Source organism: Riemerella columbipharyngis (assembly GCF_900101995.1).
In the GTDB taxonomy this organism is placed as follows: domain Bacteria; phylum Bacteroidota; class Bacteroidia; order Flavobacteriales; family Weeksellaceae; genus Riemerella; species Riemerella columbipharyngis.
The window spans coordinates 1-1042 of the sequence record NZ_FNAS01000041.1; the positions used below are offsets into that span (position 1 = coordinate 1).

Sequence of the window (1042 nt, forward strand, 5' to 3'; positions counted from 1 at the left end):
TATAACCCGCAAAACGAGATGTGCATTTTTTCAAAATGAAATGTGCGAAAATTTTGTTACAAACGAGAAGACGAAAAAGCTTTCACTTGGAGAGCTTTTATGCTTTTCTTTATAATAACTAAAATCTGGAAAAATGTTTTGTAGATTAGATATGATTAAACGAAAGTAATTTCATTTTTATTAAGCAAGATTTTAAAGTTCTATGCTTGTCAAATTATAAACACATAGAAAGGAGAATGGTCAAAAAAATCATGATATTTTTTCTTTTGTATCAAAAAAAACGTGTAGAACAATATACATTAGACCTAATACATTTAGTGTTGTTGTTCCAAGAAGTACAGATAAAACAACATCAGAGAGATTAAATACATAATTATTAAGCATTAGTATAAGAAAAATTAAAAAGAGATATATTGAAACTAAGTAACAAGCCCATCTTGCTAATTCTTTTCTCTTTTTTGAATCATCAAAATATCTATCTACTTTGTATCTTTTTAACTGCTGATCTAAATCATCAGAATCAATATCCTTATCTCTTAAAGAATTGATACTGTATCGAGATATTCTATTTTGTAAGTCAATCTTAGCCACCTAATTAAATCTTTAGATTAAGGAAATATTTTTTTATAAGCTCATCATCTATAGGGACATTCCAATTTCCGTTGCTGTTCTTCACTGTTTTATCCCATGGTCCATCTTTTTCATGAGACCATTCAGATAACTGAGATGCTGTAAAATTAGAATAATTGTCAATAATCTTATTAAATAGTAAAGTTATTTCCTCGTTCTTTTTAATTTTATCAAACTTAGGATTGTCAAGAGAAAGTACATTATCAAAATTGACGTGTTTTCTTGTCCTTGGAAAAACAGGACCATACGGCCATGCTTTAGGTTGCTCTGTTATAAAAGACTTGTCATATTCTGCCAAATAAGCTCCATAAGCCAAATAAAGCAATTTTTGAACTTTCGTTATATTCAGAACTATGCTCCTTGAATAAGCAATAGCTAATAAATATTCTGCACAAATAACACTATCAAACCT

2 protein-coding genes are annotated in these 1042 nt (G+C 28.4%); both read right to left on the minus strand.

The window, feature by feature from the left end; translation table 11 throughout:
• Nucleotides 1-249: 249 nt before the first annotated feature.
• The gene (locus BLS89_RS10350) at nt 250-591 is read right to left on the minus strand and encodes a hypothetical protein (RefSeq protein WP_092738149.1); all 342 of its coding nucleotides are present in this window, start codon (nt 589-591) and stop codon (nt 250-252) included.
• Nucleotides 592-595: 4 nt separating this feature from the next.
• Nucleotides 596-1042, minus strand: a 447-nt coding sequence (locus BLS89_RS10355) for a Panacea domain-containing protein (RefSeq protein WP_092738151.1), incomplete at its 5' end; no start/stop codon positions are given.